Here is a 1,482-nt window from a genome sequence, read left to right as displayed (position 1 = left end):
GTGAAGATCACAGCGGGCCGTTGAAGGCGCGGCGCACCGCCACGAGCACGCAGAAGGCCCCTCGCTCTCGCGAGGGGCCTTTGCCGTCTGTGCGCCGCCAGGGACTCGAACCCCGGACCCGCTGATTAAGAGTCAGCTGCTCTAACCAACTGAGCTAGCGGCGCCTGCTGACCGGATCAGTTTAGCGGACCTCGAAGGGTGCTCCGGACCGGGCCGCCACGCCTCCGGCAGCGTGATCAGATGGGGACTCTGTGTGAGATGTTCACCCCGCGCCCATGAGCCTCAGAACCCGACCGTGGCCTCCACTCGTTTCTTCAGGGCGTCGGTCAGCAACCGGAACCCCACCTCGCTCTGCCGGATGATCGTGCCGGTGACGGGGACCAGCACGCCGGTGAACGTCTCGGCCTGCAGGACGTGCGTGCCGCCCTCGCGTGGCGTCAGCTCGAAGCTGTGCAGCCCGTCGAAGACACCCGAGACACCCAAGCGCCCGCGCCACCGCAGCAGCCGGGGCGCCTCGCTGACGAGCACGGTCGGCTTGAACACCATCTCGCGGTTGTTGCCCGGCAGCCGGAACCGCAGGCTGAGCCGCTGCCCCGGCTCCGCCCGGCCTGCCGCCTCCACCAGGAACGGGTTCCACTCGTGGAACCGCTCGAAGTCGGTGAGGACGGCCCACACCTCCTCGGGCCCGGCACTGATCTGGACTTCGGACGCGATACGGCGCACGCTGCTGCGCTCCTTCCACGGCTCCGCGGGGAGCCGCTCACGGGCGGGTCGACTTGCCACGCTAATGGCTCGGCGCACCGCTCCACAGGTGGTTTTGGCGTGACGCAGCCAGCCCTTTAACGCCTGTAACCGAATCCGGCCACCTACGGCCGGATGCCACCGTCGACGCCCTCGTGACCGGCTGCCGCCCGGTACTCGGCGAGGCGGCTCAGCGCCTCCGTGGCGCGTCCCTCCCGCAGGGCGACCAGGGCCAGGCCCCGCAGGGCGTTCGCGCACCCCGCTCGTCGACCACGGCCTCCGCGTGCGCGTCACCGGCCTGCCGCACCGCCTTCAGCAGTCCGGCCGGCTCCTCCTGGAGCAAGCGCCGCCCGTCGATCGGCACGGCTGCCTCGCACTCCAGGCCGCGGGGCACTCCGGTGACGACGTCGACCGGGTGAGGGCGATATGGCGATTTCGTACACCCGCACCGTCACCGGCATGCGAAGAGGCCCCCCGCTCGTGCGGAGGGCCTCTCACCGTCTGTGCGCCGCCAGGGACTCGAACCCCGGACCCGCTGATTAAGAGTCAGCTGCTCTAACCAACTGAGCTAGCGGCGCCTACTGACGTCGTAGACGTTAGCACCCTGATCGGAGGGAGGAAAAATCGATATCCGCACAGCCTCCCGAGCCGCCCGCACAGCCGCCCACAGCAACACCTCCGGCCCGGGCAACCACGGCTGCCGACAGTCCGGCGCGACCAGCCACCGAGCCCCGCCCCGAC

The 1,482-nt window shown here is 70.0% G+C and carries 1 protein-coding gene and 2 tRNA genes; all 3 read right to left on the bottom strand.

The features are described from left to right. Nucleotides 1-90 precede the first annotated feature (90 nt). The 3 genes from CA983_RS43570 to CA983_RS43560 all read right to left on the bottom strand — a co-directional run bounded on the left by CA983_RS43570 (nt 91) and on the right by CA983_RS43560 (nt 1,319). Nucleotides 91-164, bottom strand: a tRNA-Lys gene (locus CA983_RS43570). A gap of 118 nt (nt 165-282) precedes the next feature. Beyond that, entirely contained in the window at nt 283-723 is a 441-nt protein-coding gene (locus tag CA983_RS43565) for an SRPBCC domain-containing protein (protein WP_086606102.1), read from the bottom strand. Between the two features lie 522 nt (nt 724-1,245). Beyond that, a tRNA-Lys gene (locus CA983_RS43560) sits at nt 1,246-1,319 on the bottom strand. Nucleotides 1,320-1,482 lie beyond the last annotated feature (163 nt).

Origin of the sequence: Streptomyces swartbergensis, from assembly GCF_002148965.1 — a bacterium.
Taxonomy (GTDB): Bacteria; Actinomycetota; Actinomycetes; order Streptomycetales; family Streptomycetaceae; genus Streptomyces; species Streptomyces swartbergensis.
Note: the sequence above shows the minus strand (reverse complement) of the source record. Positions and strands in the feature narration are given on the sequence as shown.